The organism is Halorubrum sp. 48-1-W (genome assembly GCF_003287355.1).
Classification (GTDB): Archaea; Halobacteriota; Halobacteria; order Halobacteriales; family Haloferacaceae; genus Halorubrum.
Genome location: NZ_QMIM01000046.1, coordinates 1 through 20,036, shown reverse-complemented (window position 1 = coordinate 20,036; position 20,036 = coordinate 1). Strand labels below are relative to the sequence as shown.

The following is a 20,036-nucleotide window of genomic DNA, read 5'->3' as shown; positions in this document are numbered from 1 at the left end:
TCTTGTTTCACGCTCTGCTAGGGTAGCAGCGTTTCCATCGAGTCAACAGAGCCGTGCTGAAGGGAGGACGGAGTCAACAGACCGTGCCCCTCGGGGCCGATTCTCGGTCGTCAAGCCCCGTCCGTCGGACCTCGTCAACCGAGCCCCGAGCGTCGAACCTCGTCGACCGAACCCCGACCGTCGGACCTTCACCCGACGCCGAGTCGGATCGGGTCGTCGCTCGGCTCGATCCCGACGGAGACGGTGTCGCCGACCACGAGTTCGTGGTCGGGGACGACGACCTTCGCGCCGTAGTCGTCGTCGCGGGCCGCGAACAGCGACAGCCCCGTGACGCGCGTTCCGTTCACGGTCACGTCGATCGGCTCCCACGCTATCCCTCGACCGGTCGCAGTACCGACGCGGGTTCCCCACAGCGAGACGGTTTCGTCGGCGTCGACGGGTGCGAACGCGCCTCCGCCCGCGTAGTGGGCCAGCCCGCCGTCGAGGGGGACGCCCCCGTCGCTCGCGATCGCCGCGAACCGCTCGCCGGGAGCCGGGTGGGCCGGTGCGTCCAACACGACGTGGCTCGGTCCGCGCTCGACGACGGTTCCGGTACCGTCCCAGGGAACGCTCGCGACGCGTACGTCCGCCTCGACCGGGAGCGACCCGCTCGCCCGAAGCGCGTTCGCTCCCGGCGATCGGAACCCGAGATGGACGTGATCGTCGACCCAACGGCCGAAGAAGCCGGAGCGCGTCATCGGTCCGAGCGAGTCGCCCACGGTAACCCGGTCACCCGGATCCACATCCGGGATCACGTGAAGGATACGCGCGACGGTTCCCGGCTCCGCTCCCGTTCGGCGGCACCACTCCTCGTCGAGGTCGACGACGATCAGGTGGTCCTCCGACACAGCATACGATCGGTCCGGGCAACCGACGGAGTACGTCTCCCGGACGGTGCCGGAGACCGGTGAGATGCCGTCTTCGCCCGCCGGGTAGAGGTCGATCGCGCACCCCGCGTCGTGTGCCGGGTACGGGGAGTTGAATCGCGAGAACCGACGGTAGCGGGAGACGATCGCGGAAGGGAGCCGGATGGACCCCGTCATTTCACGGCCTCGATCCCATCGATCTCGAAGCACGCACCCCCGGTCGGCCCGTCGACGGCTCGGACGGACCAGCCGTGTGCCTCGGCGACGTCGCCGACGATCGCGAGTCCGAGCCCGGTTCCGTCCTCGAGCGAGACGCCGCGTTCGAAGACACGGTCCCGTTCGCCGCCCGGGATCCCGGGGCCGTCGTCGGCGATCCGGAGGGTGACGCGTTCGCCCGTCCGTTCGATCCCGACGCTGACGGTCACGTCGTCGCCGGCGTGTTCCACGCTGTTCCGGAACAGGTTTGCGACGAGCTGGCGGAGCCGGTCGGCGTCGGCCAACACCGTCTCGTCGGCGTCTTCGACGACGAGTGTCGCCGATCCGGTCTCGAGACGCGACCAGACGGTCCGGACCGTCCCATCGATCGAGACCGGCTCCACGGTGTCGACCGTCTTCCCCGCGGTCGCGAGCGAGAGGAGTCCCTCGATGAGGTCGTCCATCCGTTCGTGGGCGTCCGCGGCCCGCTCGAGCGCGTCGTCGTCCCCGTCGCCGTGACGCGCCACCTCGACGGCCGCGGTCGCGGCCGCGAGCGGGTTCCGGAGGTCGTGGCTGACGACGCCCGCGAAGTCCTCGAGCCGCTCGTTCTGCCGTTCGAGCTGTGTCTCCCGTCGCTCCAACGCCTCCTGCCGACGCTCGCGTGCCGTCACGTCCCGCAGGAGGAAGACGTGACCCCGGTCCGTCCCGCGGGGGTCCGTGATCGGGTCCTCCTGGATGTCGAACCGACGGTCGTCGATGGTGATCGGGTGCTCGTCGCCGGATTCCAAGCCGGGAAACGCCGTCGACAGCGACTCCCCGACCGCGTCGTCGGGGAGGACCCGTTGGGCAGCGGGATTGAGATCGCGGATCCGTCCGTCGGAGCCGGCGACGATCACGGGGTCCTGCATGACCTCGACCGCGGTGTCCCGCGCGACGACCGCGGCATCGAGGGTTCCGAGCCAGAACACCACGCCGTACAGGAACACGCCATGGACGACGAACGCCGCCGGGGTCCAGTCGACGGTCGAATAGCTGCCGAAGTCGGCGACCGTCGCGACTCCCGCGAGAAGCGGGAACAGCGTCCCGAGGAGGGCGACGAACGTCTGGAGCCGGTACCGGTTTCCGGTCCGACGGTAGAGGTCGACGATCACGAGTATTCCCGTGGCGTACAGCCCGTAAGCGTACAGGAGGAAGCCGATCCCCGCCGGACCGATCCCGGTCTCGACGAGCGTGAACGGTCCCTCGACGACCGGTTCGAAGAACAGTCGTGCCAGTTCGTGCGTCCGACTCGACCACGCCAGAAGCACCCAGAAGAACGCCGGCGTCGCAAGTCCGACCAACCGGCGTTCAGTCCGCCACTCGTCCCACCCGGCGTACGCGAACGCGAAGGCGATCCAGAGCACCGGCATCGCGGCGAGAACGGGGGTGGCGACATGGAGTGCCCCGATCATCACGAGCGGGTCGGCACTCGCGACCCTGACCGCGTACAGGACGGCGAGGCCGCCCGCACTGCCCAGATAAAGCGAGACCTCGAGTCCCCCCGGCTCGTCACGCTCCGTCCACGCGACGCGACCGAGCAGGAGTCCGATCGCACCGGAGAGCAGACAGGCGAGGAGGTACGCCTGAACCGGTAGCGCGGACGGGTCGCTCATCGATACCGGAACGAACCGCAGGACCGGCAAAACGTTTGCGCCATCCCGGCACCAGTTCGATCTCGGACGCAAGCCGTTTGGCCGTCGGTCCCCTCCCGAGAACCATGCGGGTGCTCCGGGGTCGAGACGCGTCGCCCCGCGTCGACAGCGAGCACACGGCCCGGCTTCTCGCCGAGGCGGCCGACGGACGTCCCGGTGTTCGGGTCTGGGCACCTCCCAAACAGCTCGCGTTCGGTCGGCGTGACGTCCGGGAACCGGGATACGATCGGGCCCGTCGAGTCGCCGAAACGAGAGGCTTCGTTCCGATCCGGCGCGACGTCGGCGGCCGGGCGGTCGCTCACACCGGCGACTCCCTCGCGTTCGCGCTGGCGGTCCCGAGAGACGGTGACGGCGGGAGCATCGACGCGCGCTACGCAACGATCGCCCGCGCGATTCGCTCGGCGCTCGAGGGGTGTGGGGCCGGGATCTCGCCCGGCGAGCCGCCGAGTTCGTTCTGTCCGGGCGACCACTCCCTCCGCGTCGCCGCCAGCGGGAGGTCCGAGGGTGGGAAGCTGGCCGGGATCGCCCAGCGAGTCCGTGCCGACGCCGCGCTCGTTGCGGGCTGTCTCGTGGTGTCGCGGCACGACGCGGACGAGATTGCGACCGTCGTCGAGTCGGTGTACGACGCCCTCGACGTCCCGTTCGACCCCGGTTCGGTCGGCAGCGTCGAGGCTGCCGGCGGGCCGAACGACACCCGACGAGTCGCTCGCGCGGTCGAGCAGGCGCTGGTCGAGCGGGCTCCAGGTGGCTCTCGGCGAGTCGAACGAGTGGGACCCGAGCCGTGGTGACCGGTCGTGGACCGATCGCTCCGGGGAACCGGCGCCCGTCCTCCGAAAGCGTCGACGACGGGTGAGACGATGGTTTCTCCGACGCTCCGCGTGTCGCGCTTTCGACGTGCTTTTTATTCGCGGGCGTCTCGGTCCGCCCATGGCCGAATTCAAAGTCGTCGTCGCCGACCCCGAGACCGGCGAGACGTTCCAGCGAGAGGTCGACGGACAGGACGCGAACCGGTTCCTCGGTCGGGACGTGGGCGACGAGATCGGCGGGGACGCCGTCGGGCTCCCCGATTTCACCGTCGAGATCACCGGCGGCTCCGACGAGACGGGTCGCCCGATGCGCGAGGACGTGTCCGGGACCCGCCTGAAGGAACTGCTCCTGGAGGGCGGCGTCGGGTTCAAGCCCTCGCGCGAGGGCGAGCGCAAGCGTATCACCGTCCGCGGTCGCGAGATCGCCGACGACGTGGCCCAGATCAACGTCTCCGTCGTCGACGGCGAGGGCGACGTCGCCGCCGCGTTCGAGGACGACGACGAGTAATCGCCGTTCATGCCTCGCGTTCCCTCCGACGACGGGAGCGTCGCGTGTGTCCGCGTCGACCTGGTCCGGAGCGGCGGCACCCGACGTCCCTGCGTCCGCCTCCCGGACGATGACGCCCTCGAGGGGCGCGTCGAGTCGGGGTCGTGTACCTCGCTCTCGCTCGCGGACGGGGACCTGGTCCGGGTCGTGATAGACCGCGAGGAGTACCACGCCCGCGTCGTCGCGGACACGACGGGACGGTCGATCCGCGGTGCGTTCGACTCCCGGCGGCTGGCGCGGACGCCCGGCGACGGGGAGAACCGGCTGACCGAGTGGCTCGCCGAACACGGCCGTAAACCGGGCGACAGCGTCGTCCTCGACGTGGTCGTCCCCGGCGACCAGTACGGGCTCCGGATCCCCGGCGAGCGGACCGTCTACGACGCCCGCCGCGGGCCCCGGTCGTCGCTCGCGGACATCGCCGAGGACCTCGACGGCTGAACGCGTGCCGGATCGCTTCGAACGCGTGCCGGATCGCTTATTCTCTCGCGACCCCGATCCTCGAGTATGAAGGAGGTCGACGCGGATCTGACGGCGCTCGACCGAGGGATCATCAACGCGTTCCAGGGAGGATTCCCCGTGACCGCCCGTCCGTTCGAGCCCGCCGCGGCCGCGCTTCGCGAGCACGGGCTGCCGGTCACCGGCTCCGAGCTCTGTGAACGGGTCCGGGAGCTCGACGAGTCGGGCGTACTCTCGCGGTTCGGCGCGCTCGTCAACGCCGAGGAGATCGGCGGCGCGGCGTCGCTCGTCGCGATGCACGCGCCGGAGGACCGCTACGAGGAGATCGCGGAGACGGTCAACGACTTCACCGCGGTGGCACACAACTACGAGCGGGAGCACCCGCACCTCAACATGTGGTTCGTCGTGAGCGTCGCCGACCATCCGGACCCCGACAAGGACGGGAACGATCGGGTCGAGGAGGTGCTCGCGGAGATCGAGACGGCCACCGGCCAGGAGACGTACAACCTCCCCAAACTGCGGGAGTTCCACGTCGGCGCGCGGTTCCTCGTCGACGGACCGGTGCCCGACGGTGACGTCGACCTCTCGGGGTTGGCTCCCGCCGTCGAACCGTCCGGTCGGTCGACGCTCACCCCGGACGAGCGCGACCTCGTCGTCGAGATCCAGGGGGGGCTACCGATCACCGAGACGCCGTATGCCGACGTGGCGGCGGCGCTCGACACCGACGTCGACTGGGTGATGGAGACGATAGAGCGGTTCCGACGGGAGGGAAAGGTGCGCCGCGTCGGCGTCATCCCCAACCACTACGCGCTCGGGTACACGGAGAACGGGATGACCGTCTGGGACGTCCCCGAGGAGGTCTTAGCGGAGGTCGGGCCCGCCGTGGCCGATCTCGATTTCGTCACCCACTGCTACCAGCGTCCCCGACACGAGGGGGTCTGGGAGTACAACTTCTTCGCGATGACCCACGGTCGAACGGAGGCCGAAAGCGAACGCCGGGTCACGGAGGTGAAGGAGGTGATGGCCGAGTACTGGGACGTCGGCCCCGACGACTGGGACACGCTGTTCTCGACGCGGATCTTGAAGAAGACTGGGATCCGGATCGCCGAGCGTGCCGACAGCAACACGGCGTGAAATCCGTGTCCAGGAGGGTCATCCGATGATTCCGTTGTATCACGACCTCGCCGACGAGACGGTCCTCGTCGTGGGTGGCGGGGCGGTCGGGAGACGCAAGGCGCTCGGGTTCGCCGAGGAGACGCGCGTCGTCGTCGTCAGTCCGGCGTTCGACGACCGGCTGTGCGAGGCCGCCGCCGAGGGCGACGCCCCGATCGAACTGGTCCGTGCCGCCCCGGACGCGGGGACGGTTCCGGGGTGGATCGACCGCGTCGGACCCGCCCTCGTCGTCGCCGCGACCGACGATCGGGCGGTGAACGCGGCAGTGGAGGCTGTGGCGCTCGACGCCGGGATCCTCGTGAACCGAACCGACGTCGCCGGCGGTCGCGATCCGGGGAGCGTCGTCGTCCCGGCGACCGTCGCGGACGGCCCGGTCCGGGTGGCGGTCTCCACGGGCGGACGGAGCCCCGCGCTCTCGAAGGCGCTCCGCGAGCGGATCGGCTCGGAGATCGAGGGGGCAGGCGCGATGGCCGAACTCTCCGGAGACCTCCGCGCGGAGCTCTCGGAGGCGGGCGTCGACCCGGCGACTCGTCGGGAGGCCATCCGTCGGGTCGTGCGGTCCGAGGGGGTTTGGAAGGCTTTACAAAAGGGGAGATCCAAGGCCCGAAACGAGGCAGAAAACGTGATCGAAGGGGTCGTCGACCGATGAAGGAGCCGGGTGCCATCACGGGTGTGAGCGTCGCCCACGACGCCGCGACGATCGACGAGATCGACTCGGCGGGCGGCGAGAGCGTCCGGGGAACGGTCTCGGACCTCCTCGCGCGCGACGGGGTCGAGGAGGCGTTCGCCGTCCACACGTGTAACCGCTCCGAGGCGTACGTCGTCACCGATCGGACCGTCGAGGGTCGGGAGGCGCTCGAGTCGTTCGCGCCGTCGGTCCGTGGCGCGGCGGTTCGCCGGCTCGACCACGAAGGGAGCCTGAGACACCTGATGCGGGTCGCCTCCGGGCTCGAGTCGCTCGTGCTCGGCGAGGACCAGATCATCGGCCAGATGCGGGAGGCCTACGAGGAGTCCCGGTCGGCCGGCGGGATCGGCCCGGTCTTAGAGGACGCCGTAACCAAGGCGCTTCACGTCGGCGAGCGCGCCCGGACGGAGACGGGCATAAACGAGGGGGTCGTCTCGCTCGGCTCCGCGGCGGTCCGGCTCGCGGCCGGCGAGATCGACCTGACCGACGGCACCGCGGTCGTCGTCGGGGCCGGCGAGATGGGCACGCTCGCAGCGCGGACGCTCGACGACACGGCGGTCTCGGAGATCGTCGTCGCGAACCGGACGGTGCCGAACGCGACGTACGTCGCCGAGGAGGTGGACACCGAGTCGTCGGTCGTCCACCTGAGCGACCTGCCGACCGTGGTTCCCGAGGCCGACCTCGTGATCACGGCGACCGGCAGCCCCGATCCGGTGCTCGACCCGACGGCCTTCTCGGGTGCGGACCGGGTCGTCTGTATCGACATCGCCCAGCCGCGCGACGTCGACCCCGAGGCCGGCGAGCTGTCGGGCGTGTCGCTGTACGACATCGACGCCTTAGAGCACGTCACCCGGAAGACCCGAGAACGGCGGGAGACGGAGGCCCGCGAGGTCGAGTCGATCATCGACGAGGAGCTCGACCGGATCCTCCGGTCGTACAAGCGGAAGCGCGCCGACGACGCCATCTCGGCGATGTACGCCGGCGCGGACAGGGTCAAGGCTCGCGAACTCGACCGCGCGCTCACGAAGCTGGAGACGCAGGGGGGGCTGACCGAGGAGCAGCGCGAGACGGTCGGGGCGATGGCGGACGCGCTGGTCGGCCAGCTGCTCGCGGCCCCGACCCGGTCGCTCCGGGACGCCGCCGGCGAGGACGACTGGGAGACGATCCGGACGGCGCTCGACCTGTTCGATCCCGAGTTCGACGCGCCCCCGGAGACGCCGGGGGGGCGTGGGTCCGCAGCCGACCCCTCGGGGGCGCCGTCCGGCGCGATCCCCGACTCGGTGACCGAGGAGCTCGACGACTGACGGGAACGCTTTTCGTTCGGAGCCCGTACGGACGCGCATGGAGCTTCGGACCTTCGTCGACAGGCTGGACGACCGACTCGAGACGGACGCGTACGCCGACGTCGACGCCAGCGCGAACGGCCTCCAGGTCGGCCCGGAGGCGGGTTCGGTCGAACACGTCGCGTTCGCGGTCGACGCCGCGACGGCGACGATCGACGAGGCGGCGGCAGCCGGCGCCGACGTCCTCGTCACCCACCACGGGATCTCCTGGGGCGGGATCGACCACGTGACCGGGCGGACCTACGACCGGATCGCTGCGCTCGTCGACGCCGACCTCGCGCTGTACGTCTCACACCTCCCGCTCGACGGGCATCCGGAAGTCGGCAACGCCGTCGGCGTCGCCGACGCGATCGGGCTCGCGAACCGGGAGCCGTTCGGGACGCTCGGACCGGTCACGGTCGGAACGTGCGGCGAGACCCGCGAGCCGCTCCCGCCCGAAACGATCCGTGACCGCCTCGACGGGTTCGAGGGAAGCACTGACGGGACTCGCGTGCTCAAGTTCGGCCCGGACCGGATCGAACGGGTCGCGGTCGTCACCGGCTCCGGGGCGGACTGGGTCCACGAGGCAGCCGACGCGGGCGCCGACGCGCTCGTCACCGGCGAGGGGAAACAGCAGGTCTACCACGACGCGCGCGAGGCCGGAGTCACCGTCTTCCTCGGCGGCCACTACGCGACGGAGACGTTCGGGGTCCGCTCGCTCCAGTCGCTCGCCGAGGAGTGGGGACTGGAGACGACGTACGTGAGCCACCCGACGGGGCTCTGAGCCGACCCCGTCGTGGGCTCAACCGGGTTCCGACGCCGGCACCCCGCTCGCACACAAGGCACTTGTACCGTTCCCGCCGTGTCCCCCGCATGCGACGTAGAGCCCTCCTCGCCGTCGCGGCGACCGTTCCGCTCGCCGGCTGTCCGACGCCTCCGTGGGGGGACTCACCCGAGACCGCCGAGGGCGTCGAGGTGACCGTCCGACGCGAGCACACCGGGGAGTTCGAGCCGGACGGTCCCGGCGACCTGGACGCCGGCGAACTCCATCGCGCGCTCGACGCCGATCCGCCGCGTCTCACCGTCAGGGGGCGGTTGCTCGGCGGCGCACGCGAGTGCTATCGCGTCGACCTCGTCGAGACCGACCTGACGGCGTCCCGGCTCCTGTTCCGGCTGACGATCGGGGACGATCGCCCGTGGGACGACGTGGAGTGTCCGGACGTCGCCGAGCTGTATCCCTACGAGATCGCCGTCACCTTCTCCGAGGCGACGGTCCCCGACCGAGTCGAGGTCCGCCACGACGACGAGGTGGTCCTCGAGGAGCCGGTGACGACCGAATGAGACCGGCCGTGTGACGTTCGGTCGCTGGGAGCGTTCGGTCGCTGGGAGCGTTCGGACGTCGTGTCGTCACCGGCCCTGTCGAAGCTCCTCGATGAGCCGTTCGAGGAGTTCCGACTGTCGTTCGATCGCCGCCGACTGTGCCTCGACGGTTCGACGGAGCGCTGTGACCTCGTCAGCGAGGTCGTCATCCTCGACGCCCGCGCTCTCGAAGGGCGAACCCTCGAAGCCGTCCTCGTCCGACCCCGTCGAGGCCTCGGTGCCGCGTCGGCTCACGGCCGCCTCGCCCCCCGCCGGGTCGGTCGCGTCCGCCGTCGACGTGCCGAACTCGTCGGCGAGCGGATCGCTTCCGTCGACCCCGCCCGAGTTGCCCTCGCCGACGTCGTCCCGACGGTCGACGGAGCCGGAACCGCCACGCTCGGAGTCGGGTTCCTGGAGGACGCCGGCCTCGGATCCCGCGGTCGTTCCGGAGGCCGTCGTCGGGTCGCCCGCCGTTCCCGGTTCGACCTCCGTGTTCGGCTCGGACGCCGCCTCCGCGTCGGCCGCGGGTGACGCCGAGAGCGGATCGGGGCCTTCGCCGAAGTCGGTCGCCCCCGTCGTCTCCTCGGTCGCGTCGTCTCCGTCCTCGTCGGCGACGGCGACGCGGAACTCCTCGAGGCTCCCGACGCCGTGGAACGCACACACCGCATCGACGAGACTCTCGCGGACGGCCCGGGCCGACTCGTTGGGGGCTTTGAACCGTTCGGTGCGGCCGTCGTGTGCGAGCACGACCGCGGTCGCGACGGTTCCCTCCTCGAAGTCGAGGTCGGTCAGGTCGGCGTAGGGGAACTCCTCGAACTCCTCGTCCCAGACGGCCGACCCGACGTGTTTCACCAGCCGGTTGTCGGTGACGACGAGCGTGAGTTCCGAAAAACGGAACGTGCGGACGACCGACTCGCCGGCGTCGGTCACGCCCCGCGCCGAGAGGATCCCGGCGAGCACGGGGTGGACCACGTCGTCGAGACGTTTCGACGGGACGGCGAGCGTCTCCTCGCCGTCGAGGCCGTAGCCGAAGACGACCTTCGACTTTCGCCGGCCCGTCGAGACGGCGATCCGCTCGGCGTCGTGGGCGTACTCCTCGACCGTCTCGTCCGAGAGCAGGCCGTCGGCGCGGTAGACGAGCGTTCGCGTGGGCGTGACCGCGAGGAGGTCGTCGCCTCCGAGCGGCACCCGCACGACGACCTCCTCGTCGCCGGCGGCCCCCGCGAGTAGGTCCGGAAGGCTCATACGCCGAACGTCCGGGGCGTCGGGCATAAATCCGCGGGGTCCGTTTCTCGTCCGTGGATCCGCCCCTGTGGACCCCTATACCGAGCCCGTCCGTGTGGACCGTCCCGATACCGCGCCCGTCCGTGTGGACCGTCCCGATACCGCGCCCGTCCGTGTGGACCCGTCCCGATACCGCGCCCGTCCGTGTGGACCCGTCCCGATACCGCGCCCGCCCGTGTGGGCCTCTCACAGGCCCCGGACGGATGGGAAGGTTAAAGAGTGTCATCGCGATACGTGAGAGTGAGGCCGGGTGGCTTAGCTGGACATAGCGCCGCACTCATAGGGTTCGGAGATTCGGTGCGGTGACGCCTTGGAAGCGTCCGCGTCCTTCCCGTGGCTCCGCCGAGCCTCGGACCTGGGACATGCGGAGATCGTGGGTTCGGAGCCCACCCCGGCCATAGTTCAGATTACTCACAGTCCTCCCGCCGTGAGCGGCCGTGTCGTTCCGACACCGTCGACGGCGGCCTCCGTCGGGGACGGGAGCCGGACCTTCTCGGGGATTTATTCCTTCCGACGGAAACCACGGTGATATGTCACACACCGTCTGTCTGACGTACGACTTCGACGCCGTCGCCGGCTGGACGAGCGCCGGGATGCCCGAGTACCGCTCGTGGGGGGTCTACGGGGCCGAGACCTGCGTCCCGCGACTGTTGGACCTCCACGACCGGACCGGCGTGCCGTCCACCTGGTTCGTTCCCGGGCACACGATCGAGAGCTTCCCCGAGGCCGCCGGCGAGATCCACGACCGCGGCCACGAGATCGGACACCACGGCTGGAGCCACGACCCGTTGCCGTCCTTCGGCTCGAAGGAGGCCGAACGGCGCGACTTCGTCCGCGGGATCGAGGCGGTCGAGGAGTTGACCGGCGAGACGCCGACCGGGTTCCGGAACCCCGCGGGCGGCTTTTCCGAACACACCGTCGACCTACTTCGGGAGTTCGACTTCGAGTGGGACTCGAGCGGAACGGAACGCGACCTCCGGCCGTACTACCTCCGCGAACCGGACACCGTCGAGTCCGGGGAGCCGTATCGGCGCGGCGAGCCGACCGACATCGTGACGGTCCCGGTCCCGTGGCATCGCGACGACTGGCTCCAGCTCTTCCCCGTCGCCTCGGACCCGCAGTTCGTCTCCTACGGACACGAGCCCGACGTATTCCACCGCTGGCGGACGGAGCTGGCGTGGACCCGCGAGCACGTCGAGGAGGGCGTCCTGACGCTGCTGTTACATCCGCAGTGTGCCGGGCGTGCCCCGTTCGTCGCGGAGCTCGAGGCGTTCGTCGACGACGTGAAGGACATGCCCGAAACCGACTTCGCCGACGTCTCGACCGTCGTGTCGGCGTTTTCGACGTGAGACGGGAGCACCGGGAAGCGATCAGTCGTCACCCGCGCTCGACCGGTACCGCCGGCTGATGACCTTCCAGCGGCCGGACCGGAACAGGCCGTAGTTGATGATGCCGGGAACGAACGGCTCTAAGATCAACGCCAGATAGAGCCCGCCCACACCGAGCGGCGTGACGAGCCCGACGAGCGCGGCGGGAAGCGCGAAGCCGTACCGGCCGACCAGCGAAGCGACGAATGGCCACCGGGTGTCGCCGGCACCCACGAGCGCACCCGAGGCCGTGCCGTCGAGCCCGAGTCCGATGGCGCTCACGGCGGCAACGGCGACGAACGTCGTGGTCACAGCGACCTCCTTGGGTCCCGAGACGAAGAGTTCCGCGAGCGGCGACGCGAAGAGGATCACGACGGCCGCGAGGCCCACGTAGATCAGCATCGTCAGTCGGATGATCTCCGCGCCGTACGCGCCGGCTTCCGCCTCCTCGTCGGCGCCGAGACGCTGGCCCACGAGCGAGCTCGACGCCAGCGACATACCCCAGTTGACGCTGTTTATCATCGCGCGGACCCGGCGTGCGACCTCGAGGGCGGTTACGACGACCGGACCGAAGGAGGCGGCGACCCACAGGAGCGGGAAGACCACGAGTCCCTGGGCGAGCCGGCGGCCGATCTCGGGCGTGGAGACTTCGAGTAACTGCCGAACGATCCCCCGATCGACGATCGGGCGAGACACCGAGATTGGAACCGGGCTCGGCTCCATCCCCAACCGCCCGTACGAGCGCCCGACCATCCCCCAGCCGAGAACGACGGTCACCGCACCGGTCGAGAGCGTCGTCCCCAGCGCGACCCCGGCGACGCCCATGTCGAGCCCGAAGATGAACAACGCGCTGAGGACGACGTTGAGCACCGCACCGCCCGCCCGGACCACCATCTCGGTGAACGTGTCGCCCACGCCGGTGTACGTCCGGCTGGCGATGAGGTTCAGGGTCTCGAACAGCACGGCGGGCGTGACGTACAACAGGTAGACGGTCCCGTACCCGAGCGACTCGGGCTCGGCACCGAGGACGGCGATCAGTTCGGGCGCGAACAGTACGAAGACCCCCATAACCGGCAACGACAGCAGGACCGCGAGCAGGGCACTCTGGGTGACCACACGCGAGGCGCGGCGGGTTCGACCGCCGCCGTAGTTCTGTGAGACGAGACTCACCGTCCCGCCGGCCAGCCCGAGCCCGATCAGCACGACGATACTCCAGTAGCCGAGCGCGAACGCCAACCCGGCCGTCCCGGCGGTGCCGATGGCGATACCGACCATCGCCAGGTCGGCGGTCTGCTTCGACATGATCGCGAAGCCCGTCACCACGCGCGGCCAGGCGAGATCGATCGTTGGACGGAACCGCTCGGCGTCGATGATCCCCCACCGATCGAGGAGGTGTCCGAGGGCGTCGATCGGATCGTCACGAGGGATCGGCATGGACGGAAGCCGGGCGGACGACACTTCGCTCTGGCGACTTCCCGAGTCGGTTGCCGGAGTTCGGACGGGAACCCGAGCCGAGCGGACCCGTCCGGGCGTCGCTCCCGCGCGCCCGTTCCCGCACGAAACACGGCACCGGCATCCCACCTCGTCCTCCCCGCTCTCGTCCCACCTCGTCCTCCCCGCTCTCGTCCCACCTCGTCCTCCCCGCTCTCGTCCTCCTCACTTTCGTTCCCCTTCGTCGATTCGGAGCGCGTCGGTCGTCCCGACGGGGACGGGAGCGACCACACGTCCGCCGTCGCGCAGTCGGCGACGTGTTTTTAAGCGTTCGGCGTGGTCTTCGACCGAGACGATGCCACGGGAACAGTATCAGACGAAACTGGAGAACCTCCGCGACGACGTCCTGTACATGAGCGAACTCGTCGCCGATCGGCTCAGAATGGGCCTCGACGCGCTCGAACGCCAAGACGCCGAACTCGGCGAGCGAGTGATCACGGGCGACGCCGAGATCAACGACCTCTATCTGGAGTTGGAACGGCAGTGTACGGACCTCATCGCGCTCCAACAGCCGGTGGCCGGCGATCTGCGGTTCATCGCCGCCTCGTTCAAGATCATCACGGACCTCGAGCGGATCGCCGACCTCGCGACCAACCTCGGCGAGTACGCCGGCGAGGCCGAACGCGAGGTGTTCCCCGACGTCGACGTCCAACGGATCGGCGACGACACCCTCGAGATGCTCGACGCCGCGGTGAAGGCCTACGCGGAGTCAGACCCGGACCGGTGTCACGCGGTCGCCGAGATGGACGACGACCTCGACGCGGCCTGTGAGGCGGCGAGCGACCTCGTCGTGCGGGACCTGATAGAACAGGACCACCTCGGCGAGGACGAAAGCGTCGACGACGTGGAGGCGACGATGGCGAACGTCTCCCGCCTGTTGTTGACGATCCGCGACCTCGAGCGCGTGGGCGACCACGCGGTCAACATCGCCGCTCGTGCGCTGTACATGATCGAGAACGACGACGAACTGCTGTACTAGACCTCGAGCACCCGCCGTGTTCCGGTCGGTCGCCGGTTCCGACGCGTACATACCACGGCCCGGCGAGAAACGGACATGAGCACGTACACCACGGAGATTCCCGTTCGGTTTCGCGACATCGACGCGATGGGACACGTGAACAACGCCGTGTACGCGACGTATCTCGAACAGGCGCGGACGGACTACTTCCGGGACGTCCTCGAGGCCGACCTCTCGACGGTCGCGACCGTCCTCGCCTCTGTGTCGATCCAGTTCCGACGGCCCGTCGAGCTGGCGGACGGGGCGGTGACCGTCGAGATCGACGTGCCAGAACTCGGCCGGTCGAGCGTGCCGATGACCTACGAGATCCGGACCGGAGACGGGGCCGTCGCCGAGGCGGAATCCGTCCAGGTCGCCGTCGACGACGACGGGTCCTCCCGCCCGATCCCGGACGAATACCGGGAGGCGATCGAGACGTACCACGGGCTCTGAAAGCGGGTCTACGGCTTCCAAAGGCGAGCCCACGGCTTCCGAGAGCCGGACACTCCCTCGGCGTGCTGGAGCAGTCCGCGTGTCCGGACGGCCGGCTACCGAACACACACCTTCTTGCCCGTTCGGGCCCACGTTCCGTCCATGTCGATCCGACTGTACGCCCTCGAGGGATGTCCGTGGTGTGAGAAGGTTCACGACGCGCTCGCCGACGCCGGGATCGAGTACGAGACGACGTGGGTCGATGCGTTACACTCCGACCGCGACGAGGTGAAACGGGTGAGCGGCCAGCGCGGGGTTCCCGTCCTGGTCGACGACGAGCGCGGGGTGACGATGGCCGAGAGCGCGAACGTCCTCGAGTACGTCGAGCGGACGCTCGCATGACGATCTACACCGGCCGCGGCGACGACGGCGAGACGGACCTGCGCGATATGAGTCGGGTATCGAAATCCAGCAACCGGATCGAGGCGTACGGCACCGTCGACGAGGCGAACGCACTCCTCGGGACGATCCGTCCGACCGGCCACGACGACCTCGACGACCTGCTCGAGAGCGTCCAGAACCACCTCCACGTGGTCCAGGCGGACCTCGCGAACCCGAATCCCGCCCCCGACGACCCGGCGGTCGAGTCGGAACACGTCGAGACGCTGGAGGCGTGGATAGACGAGTTCGACGATGAACTGGAGCCGCTACGATCGTTCGTGCTCCCCGGCGGCGGGCGGGCGGGCGCGGCGCTTCATCACGCCCGCACGGTGGTCCGCCGCGCTGAGCGTCGTACTGTCGACCTCGCTCGCTCCGAACCGATAAACGAGACCGTCGTCACCTACCTCAACCGGCTCTCGGACCTGCTCTTCACGCTCGGTCGGGTCGCGAACGCGCGCGACGGCGAACCCGAGGAGTCGCCGTCGTACTGACCAGATGCGGCCGGGACTCGTAACCGATCGGAAACACGAACTTGAACGCACACGTGATCGCCACTCACGGTAGTGAGCTGGCAATCGCAGACAATCTCCAATAGCCGGCACAGAGATGGGTATTTTCGTGTCCCCTCGTCATTGTGTCCACAGGGACTATCTCGTGTCAAAAAAACTGGTTGGATAGAATGCTCGATGTTACCATCGGTGTCCCACTCATCATCTTGCTGGTGGCGATTGCCTTTCTCTCCGGCATCGGCATTACGACGATCGGTCCAGGAGGTATCTTTCTGACAATCGCGTTATATTCGCTCACACCCGTTTCGTCGGGAACAGTTGCGGGAACCGCACATGCCACGTTTATTTCGGCTGGTCTCGTCGGAAGTGCTGTATACGTTCACTCCGGCGAGATGAAAACCGGAGAAGCACGTATGATGGCGCTCATACTCAGTCTCTCAAGCATCATTGGAGCCCTCATCGGTACATACGTGAACTCCTTCGTCCCGAGAACGATCTTCGGACTCCTATTGGGTATCGTTGCGATGTCGACCGGTATCACAATCATCTATCGTGAACGACGAGATCTCAGCCCAGTGTACCAACTAAACGTAGCGAGACGAGAGGGACAGGTCATCCTCGGCGTCTTAGGATTCGCTCTCGGAGTCATAAGCAGTCTATTAGGTGTTGGGGGTCCTGTGATCGCGGTTCCGGCACTGATCCTAATCGGGGTCCCAATGTTGTTGGCTCTTGCTGTCGCGCAGGTACAATCGATCATCATTGCAACGTTTGCGACTACCGGATACCTCATTCAAGACAACGTGTCGGTTCCACTCGTAGCGTTAGTTGGTCTCCCGTTACTCGCAGGCGTCGTCGTCGGATGGAAGGTGGCTCACCTCATTGACCCTGCGAGATTAAAAACGGTGTTAGGAATCGTACTCATCGTCGTGGGGCCCTATCTTACGCTGTAGCCAACGTCTGCTCCATACGCGCGTAGAGCCAGCAGTCGTTTCGTGTGGTGCTTTCGATGTCCATCGCTCGGCACACTTCCTCACGACATACAGACTGGCCGTCAAGTACTTCTCGTAGCATCGGAAAACCAGAGATATATACCGGTAAAACGGCTACGACGAACGATCTCTGCTGGACGCCCGCTGAACGAAGGCATCCGGCCTCTGCCGTGTCACCGGGCGTTTGCGCGTCTACGATCACACGCACGATGCGCAGTTGGATCGCGAATTAGACGGACAGCAGTGGATGGTCGAGTCCGTCTTTTGACGCATCAGTATCGATTCGACCCCGGCATCCACTCCCGAGAATAATGCCGTTCTGCAAACCCCTGTTGACCATCCTGTGTACGCCCCAAAATAACCACACAAACGGTGACCAGTCCGGATGAGTCCCCTGAATGTTCAGTTGTTGTACTGTTTTGTAACGATTCGATAAGGAAATCAGGGAAACATCGTGATCACTCTTATACTGAGCCAGTATCCGTTCCGCACCAGTCCATAGCCGTGAGAGCGAGGGTCTGTGCCGTCTCGACGAGTGAATCGATCTCAACGTACTCGTCTGCGGCATGTCCACCCTGACCGCGTGGACCGACCGATATGGCCGGAATATCGTAGTAAAGTTTGTAGAAGCGCTCATCAACTCCGCCGAGTCCACCAGCATATGCCGTCTCGCCACCGGTTATCGATTCTGCATGTTGCGTTGCGAGTTGGACGATCGCTTCATCGGTATCGACCTCGTGCGGTTCGGCATCCCAGCCGAACCACTCGATCTCGGGTGGGTGCTCGCTCATCCACTCGTCGTTGTTAGCGACGTCCCAAATTGTATCCAGAATTTCTTGTCGAACTTCCTCGCTGGTCTCACCCGGCGGCCAACCGACTCGACCAGTAAGGACGGCCTCGCCGGGGACTTTCGAGACCCAGTCGCCGGCTTCAGCGACACTGATACTCAAGTTTGTGACGCTACCCTCCGCGCGCGGATCTCGGTTGACGGCATGCGAGTAGGAGATGCGCTCTCGACGCTTCGTGTCGAGTTCCTCTAGTGCCTGATAAATCTTGGTAGCGTTGCCGATCGCGTTCTCACCAGCATATTTGCGGGCAGTATGTGCTGCCTCGCCCGGAACGGTAATTCGGAAGTAGGACACGCCTGCCCCGGCGATTCCAATATTCGGGATTCCGAACGGTTCACAGATGATCGCGGCGTCGGGTTGGTAGCCCCGCTCGAGCGCGGAGAGAACGCCGCCGATCCCTCCCGCTTCTTCTTCGATGGTCGTCTGGAGAAACAGGTCTCCTTCCAGTTCAATCCCAAGTTCCTCCAACACCTCGTAAGCGTGGACGAAGGCAGCGATTCCTCCCTTCATGTCTAGGGTCCCTCGTCCGTACATCTTTCCGTCCTCGATCGTCGAATCCCAGGGATCGTACGTCCAGTTGTCCAGCGGTTCGGGATTAACGACGTCGATGTGTCCGCTGACCGTCAAGGATCGACCGTCACTGTTTCCCTCACGTTTCGCGACGATGTTTTCACGTCCTTCGTAGCCGTACTCCTCGTATGTGACAGTCTCGAAGTAGCCAGGATGGTCCGCAAGTTCCTCGGCTGTTGGTTCCCACATGTCGATCTCAAGATCAAGGTCGTCAAATCGGTCGAGAACGACCGCTTGACCGGGTTGTTCCGTGCCAGATACCGATCGTGCGGCGACTAACTCGGTGAGAAAGTCGACCATTCGATCCTGCTTCGCTTCGATCCGTTCACAGACTTCCGATCTCATACGGAAATCAATGCCATCTCCTGTAGTATATAATTTTTCACCGATGTATATTGGATAGCATCTCGTTTGTCGGGTGTGTATTGAATCTGGTACAATATTTTCCGGTAGAAATATAAGTTATATTATATTCTCTGATTCATTTCCGCTCGATCGCGCCGGCAGTAGACCCAACCGAAGTTGTTGATAAACGGTATCTTCTTACGTTTCGATTCGAGACCGACTCTGTGTGGTATACGTGAGCAAAGATATACAGAACACGGTTACCGAGAAGATCGCGGAGAGTCAAGACGAGCTGGTTGACCTGGTTGTTTCCCTCGTCGAACAGCGGACCGATGGAGGAGACGAGAAACGAGGCCAACGTATCGTCATCGACGAACTCGAGGCGATGAATCTAGAGCCGGATGTCTGGGAGCCGGATGTCTCTTCGCTCCGTGATCACCCCGGCTATTTCGATACTAAAACGTACGATGAGTACGGATATGAGGACCGACCGAACGTTGCCGCCGTCGTCGAAGGCACCGCCGAAGGGCGGTCACTTGGGCTCTCCGGTCACATCGACGTAGTCTCGGTCGACGAAAACAAGTGGACGTACGATCCGTGGGAGGGAACCGTCGAGAAGAACCGAATCTACGGGCGTGGGTCCTGTGACATGAAAGGTGGTCTCGCCGCCAGTATTCATGCCGTCAGAGTACTCAACGAACTCGACATCGAGCTGGAGGGAGACCTGATCCTCCAGTCCACCATCGACGAGGAGGCCGGTGGGACCGGGGGCGTTCTCTCCGCGCTCGAACGCGGCTATCAGCCCGACGCCGCAATCATCACGGAACCGTACCTGATCCCGAACATCGGTATCGCGAGCGCCGGTGTTCTCTATTTTCGCATCACCGTCGAAGGGTATGCGGCACATGCCGCACATGCGTATGAAGGTGTGAACGCAGCATGGAAAGCCACACGAATTTTCGAGGCTCTGGAAGAACTCGAAGACGAACGACAACGACAGACGTCGTTTCAGCCGGTGGTCAATGAGCGCCCCGAGGCAGAAGGGAACGTGACCAATCTGAATGTGGGTATTTTCCAATCGGGAGATTGGCCGTCCACGGTGCCATCAGAGGCGACGCTGGAGTGTCGGATGGGCTGGCCACCGGGGGAAACGCGTGCCGAGGTACGCACGCAGATCGAAAAGACGATTCAAGAAGTCGTCGAAGCGGATGAGTGGCTCTCAGAACACCCGCCCGAAGTCGAATGGTTCGGTTGGAGTGCCGAGCCACATGAGGTCGATCGTGACGCCGAAATCGCACAGCTGGCTCGCCGCAACGCGGCCGAAATCGTCGGTAGGGAAGGGCATTGGGTCGGCGGACTCGCCGGTTTAGACGAGCGATTCTACACCAACTACTACGACATCCCCTGTCCCAGCGTCGGTCCTCGTGGGGACAACATTCACGGTGCGGACGAATACGTCGAGATCGACTCGCTCGTGGAGACCGCACAGACGATCGCACTCACTGCTATCGACTGGTGTGGCGTCGTCGATGAGTAGGTAAGATCCACGACGCCCCTACGACGGGTCCGTTTCTGCTACCCAAAGGATTAATCGGATATCTCGTGAGTCGGGAGACGATGAGTG

At 66.5% G+C, this 20,036-nt stretch carries 20 protein-coding genes and 1 tRNA gene; 16 read left to right on the top strand and 5 right to left on the bottom strand.

Features of this window, described 5'->3' with window-relative positions; translation table 11 throughout:
- Window positions 1-188: 188 nt before the first annotated feature.
- Window positions 189-1,082 (bottom strand): hypothetical protein, encoded by an 894-nt coding sequence (locus DQW50_RS16730; protein WP_112080399.1) that lies wholly within the window; start codon window positions 1,080-1,082, stop codon window positions 189-191.
- Complete coding sequence (locus DQW50_RS16725; RefSeq protein WP_112080398.1) at window positions 1,079-2,752, bottom strand: histidine kinase N-terminal 7TM domain-containing protein; 1,674 nt, start codon at window positions 2,750-2,752, stop codon at window positions 1,079-1,081. Before DQW50_RS16725 ends, DQW50_RS16730 begins: the two co-directional genes overlap by 4 nt.
- Window positions 2,753-2,856: 104 nt before the next feature.
- Between DQW50_RS16725 and DQW50_RS16720 the strand changes: the two genes are divergently transcribed.
- The 8 genes from DQW50_RS16720 (at window position 2,857) to DQW50_RS16685 (ending at window position 9,121) form a co-directional block, all read left to right on the top strand.
- On the top strand, window positions 2,857-3,579 hold the full coding sequence (locus tag DQW50_RS16720) for a lipoate--protein ligase family protein (protein WP_112080397.1): 723 nt from the start codon (window positions 2,857-2,859) through the stop codon (window positions 3,577-3,579).
- A gap of 139 nt (window positions 3,580-3,718) precedes the next feature.
- Window positions 3,719-4,105, top strand: coding sequence for a 30S ribosomal protein S6e (locus tag DQW50_RS16715; protein WP_112080396.1), 387 nt, complete (start codon window positions 3,719-3,721; stop codon window positions 4,103-4,105).
- A gap of 9 nt (window positions 4,106-4,114) precedes the next feature.
- Entirely contained in the window at window positions 4,115-4,582 is a 468-nt protein-coding gene (locus tag DQW50_RS16710) for a hypothetical protein (RefSeq protein ID WP_112080395.1), read from the top strand.
- A 66-nt stretch (window positions 4,583-4,648) separates the two neighbouring features.
- Window positions 4,649-5,734: an Lrp/AsnC family transcriptional regulator gene (locus DQW50_RS16705; protein ID WP_112080394.1), complete on the top strand. Its 1,086-nt coding sequence runs from the start codon at window positions 4,649-4,651 to the stop codon at window positions 5,732-5,734.
- A gap of 25 nt (window positions 5,735-5,759) precedes the next feature.
- A complete protein-coding gene (locus DQW50_RS16700; protein WP_112080393.1) occupies window positions 5,760-6,422 on the top strand; it encodes a bifunctional precorrin-2 dehydrogenase/sirohydrochlorin ferrochelatase in 663 nt (220 codons plus the stop codon).
- Window positions 6,419-7,762, top strand: coding sequence for a glutamyl-tRNA reductase (hemA, locus tag DQW50_RS16695; protein ID WP_112080392.1), 1,344 nt, complete (start codon window positions 6,419-6,421; stop codon window positions 7,760-7,762). The genes DQW50_RS16700 and hemA overlap by 4 nt, the downstream gene beginning before the upstream one ends.
- A 37-nt stretch (window positions 7,763-7,799) precedes the next feature.
- Window positions 7,800-8,564: a Nif3-like dinuclear metal center hexameric protein gene (locus DQW50_RS16690; protein ID WP_112080391.1), complete on the top strand. Its 765-nt coding sequence runs from the start codon at window positions 7,800-7,802 to the stop codon at window positions 8,562-8,564.
- Between the two features lie 89 nt (window positions 8,565-8,653).
- Window positions 8,654-9,121, top strand: a complete 468-nt coding sequence (locus DQW50_RS16685) for a hypothetical protein (protein WP_112080390.1) — start codon at window positions 8,654-8,656, stop codon at window positions 9,119-9,121.
- A 66-nt stretch (window positions 9,122-9,187) separates the two neighbouring features.
- On the opposite strand, the gene DQW50_RS16680 is transcribed toward DQW50_RS16685, so the two are convergent.
- Complete coding sequence (locus DQW50_RS16680) at window positions 9,188-10,384, bottom strand: hypothetical protein (RefSeq protein ID WP_112080389.1); 1,197 nt, start codon at window positions 10,382-10,384, stop codon at window positions 9,188-9,190.
- Window positions 10,385-10,667: 283 nt separating this feature from the next.
- Here DQW50_RS16680 and DQW50_RS16675 point away from each other — a divergent pair.
- Both DQW50_RS16675 and DQW50_RS16670 read left to right on the top strand, forming a co-directional pair.
- Window positions 10,668-10,821, top strand: a tRNA-Met gene (locus tag DQW50_RS16675).
- Between the two features lie 132 nt (window positions 10,822-10,953).
- On the top strand, window positions 10,954-11,772 hold the full coding sequence (locus DQW50_RS16670; protein WP_112080388.1) for a polysaccharide deacetylase family protein: 819 nt from the start codon (window positions 10,954-10,956) through the stop codon (window positions 11,770-11,772).
- A 21-nt stretch (window positions 11,773-11,793) separates the two neighbouring features.
- Here the strand turns inward: DQW50_RS16670 and DQW50_RS16665 are convergent, their stop codons facing one another.
- Complete coding sequence (locus tag DQW50_RS16665) at window positions 11,794-13,224, bottom strand: MATE family efflux transporter (RefSeq protein ID WP_112080387.1); 1,431 nt, start codon at window positions 13,222-13,224, stop codon at window positions 11,794-11,796.
- A gap of 352 nt (window positions 13,225-13,576) precedes the next feature.
- On the opposite strand from DQW50_RS16665, the gene phoU reads away from it, so the two are divergent.
- The 5 genes from phoU (at window position 13,577) to DQW50_RS16640 (ending at window position 16,610) form a co-directional block, all read left to right on the top strand.
- Entirely contained in the window at window positions 13,577-14,260 is a 684-nt protein-coding gene (gene phoU, locus DQW50_RS16660) for a phosphate signaling complex protein PhoU (protein WP_112080386.1), read from the top strand.
- Between the two features lie 75 nt (window positions 14,261-14,335).
- The gene (locus DQW50_RS16655) at window positions 14,336-14,731 is read left to right on the top strand and encodes a thioesterase family protein (RefSeq protein ID WP_112080385.1); all 396 of its coding nucleotides are present in this window, start codon (window positions 14,336-14,338) and stop codon (window positions 14,729-14,731) included.
- 141 nt (window positions 14,732-14,872) lie between these two features.
- Window positions 14,873-15,112: a glutathione S-transferase N-terminal domain-containing protein gene (locus DQW50_RS16650; RefSeq protein WP_112080384.1), complete on the top strand. Its 240-nt coding sequence runs from the start codon at window positions 14,873-14,875 to the stop codon at window positions 15,110-15,112.
- On the top strand, window positions 15,109-15,642 hold the full coding sequence (locus DQW50_RS16645) for a cob(I)yrinic acid a,c-diamide adenosyltransferase (protein ID WP_112080383.1): 534 nt from the start codon (window positions 15,109-15,111) through the stop codon (window positions 15,640-15,642). Before DQW50_RS16650 ends, DQW50_RS16645 begins: the two co-directional genes overlap by 4 nt.
- Window positions 15,643-15,830: 188 nt before the next feature.
- The gene (locus DQW50_RS16640; protein WP_112080382.1) at window positions 15,831-16,610 is read left to right on the top strand and encodes a sulfite exporter TauE/SafE family protein; all 780 of its coding nucleotides are present in this window, start codon (window positions 15,831-15,833) and stop codon (window positions 16,608-16,610) included.
- A gap of 503 nt (window positions 16,611-17,113) precedes the next feature.
- Here the strand turns inward: DQW50_RS16640 and DQW50_RS16635 are convergent.
- Complete coding sequence (locus tag DQW50_RS16635; protein ID WP_112080381.1) at window positions 17,114-18,412, bottom strand: ArgE/DapE family deacylase; 1,299 nt, start codon at window positions 18,410-18,412, stop codon at window positions 17,114-17,116.
- Window positions 18,413-18,638: 226 nt separating this feature from the next.
- Between DQW50_RS16635 and DQW50_RS16630 the strand changes: the two genes are divergently transcribed.
- Window positions 18,639-19,949 carry an ArgE/DapE family deacylase gene (locus DQW50_RS16630; RefSeq protein ID WP_241964474.1) on the top strand — a complete coding sequence of 437 codons (1,311 nt, stop codon included), beginning with the start codon at window positions 18,639-18,641 and terminating at the stop codon, window positions 19,947-19,949.
- The last annotated feature ends 87 nt before the right edge of the window (window positions 19,950-20,036 follow it).

Bases quoted from the DNA above. Each gene is read 5' to 3' on its own strand.
- DQW50_RS16705 (WP_112080394.1), top strand. From the start codon at position 4,649: ATGAAGGAGGTCGACGCGGATCTGACGGCGCTCGACCGAGGGATCATC.
- DQW50_RS16655 (WP_112080385.1), top strand. From the start codon at position 14,336: ATGAGCACGTACACCACGGAGATTCCCGTTCGGTTTCGCGACATCGAC.
- DQW50_RS16730 (WP_112080399.1), bottom strand. From the start codon at position 1,082: ATGACGGGGTCCATCCGGCTCCCTTCCGCGATCGTCTCCCGCTACCGT.
- DQW50_RS16645 (WP_112080383.1), top strand. From the start codon at position 15,109: ATGACGATCTACACCGGCCGCGGCGACGACGGCGAGACGGACCTGCGC.
- DQW50_RS16650 (WP_112080384.1), top strand. From the start codon at position 14,873: ATGTCGATCCGACTGTACGCCCTCGAGGGATGTCCGTGGTGTGAGAAG.
- DQW50_RS16635 (WP_112080381.1), bottom strand. From the start codon at position 18,412: ATGAGATCGGAAGTCTGTGAACGGATCGAAGCGAAGCAGGATCGAATG.
- DQW50_RS16685 (WP_112080390.1), top strand. From the start codon at position 8,654: ATGCGACGTAGAGCCCTCCTCGCCGTCGCGGCGACCGTTCCGCTCGCC.
- DQW50_RS16670 (WP_112080388.1), top strand. From the start codon at position 10,954: ATGTCACACACCGTCTGTCTGACGTACGACTTCGACGCCGTCGCCGGC.
- DQW50_RS16665 (WP_112080387.1), bottom strand. From the start codon at position 13,224: ATGCCGATCCCTCGTGACGATCCGATCGACGCCCTCGGACACCTCCTC.
- DQW50_RS16710 (WP_112080395.1), top strand. From the start codon at position 4,115: ATGCCTCGCGTTCCCTCCGACGACGGGAGCGTCGCGTGTGTCCGCGTC.
- DQW50_RS16680 (WP_112080389.1), bottom strand. From the start codon at position 10,384: ATGAGCCTTCCGGACCTACTCGCGGGGGCCGCCGGCGACGAGGAGGTC.
- DQW50_RS16720 (WP_112080397.1), top strand. From the start codon at position 2,857: ATGCGGGTGCTCCGGGGTCGAGACGCGTCGCCCCGCGTCGACAGCGAG.
- DQW50_RS16640 (WP_112080382.1), top strand. From the start codon at position 15,831: ATGCTCGATGTTACCATCGGTGTCCCACTCATCATCTTGCTGGTGGCG.
- DQW50_RS16700 (WP_112080393.1), top strand. From the start codon at position 5,760: ATGATTCCGTTGTATCACGACCTCGCCGACGAGACGGTCCTCGTCGTG.
- DQW50_RS16725 (WP_112080398.1), bottom strand. From the start codon at position 2,752: ATGAGCGACCCGTCCGCGCTACCGGTTCAGGCGTACCTCCTCGCCTGT.
- DQW50_RS16690 (WP_112080391.1), top strand. From the start codon at position 7,800: ATGGAGCTTCGGACCTTCGTCGACAGGCTGGACGACCGACTCGAGACG.
- phoU (WP_112080386.1), top strand. From the start codon at position 13,577: ATGCCACGGGAACAGTATCAGACGAAACTGGAGAACCTCCGCGACGAC.
- DQW50_RS16715 (WP_112080396.1), top strand. From the start codon at position 3,719: ATGGCCGAATTCAAAGTCGTCGTCGCCGACCCCGAGACCGGCGAGACG.
- hemA (WP_112080392.1), top strand. From the start codon at position 6,419: ATGAAGGAGCCGGGTGCCATCACGGGTGTGAGCGTCGCCCACGACGCC.